This is a genomic window from Streptomyces sp. KLMMK, from assembly GCF_036961605.1.
Lineage (GTDB): Bacteria > Actinomycetota > Actinomycetes > Streptomycetales > Streptomycetaceae > Streptomyces > Streptomyces telluris.
Map to the genome: position 1 here is coordinate 1 of NZ_JBAMDC010000804.1, position 304 is coordinate 304.

The 304-nt window shown below is 69.7% G+C and carries 1 protein-coding gene; it reads left to right on the forward strand.

Annotated features, from left to right (window positions below; all coding sequences use genetic code 11):
* Window positions 1-304: adenosylhomocysteinase (locus V7793_RS38060; protein ID WP_336014328.1), on the forward strand; the 304-nt coding region annotated here is incomplete at both ends.

Here is a 304-nt window from a genome sequence, read left to right on the forward strand (position 1 = left end):
GGTCGGCCCGAACGGCACTCCGGAGAACCCGCAGGGCGTGCCGGTCTTCGCCTGGAAGGGCGAGACCCTGGAGGAGTACTGGTGGTGCACGGAGCAGGCTCTGACCTGGCCGAACGCCGCCACCGGCGGCCCGAACATGATCCTGGACGACGGCGGTGACGCCACCCTGCTGGTCCACAAGGGCGTCGAGTTCGAGAAGGCGGGCAGCGCTCCGGACCCGTCGACGGCGGACAGCGAGGAGTTCGCCCAGATCCTCACCCTGCTGAACCGCACGCTGGGGGAGAACCCCCAGAAGTGGACCCAG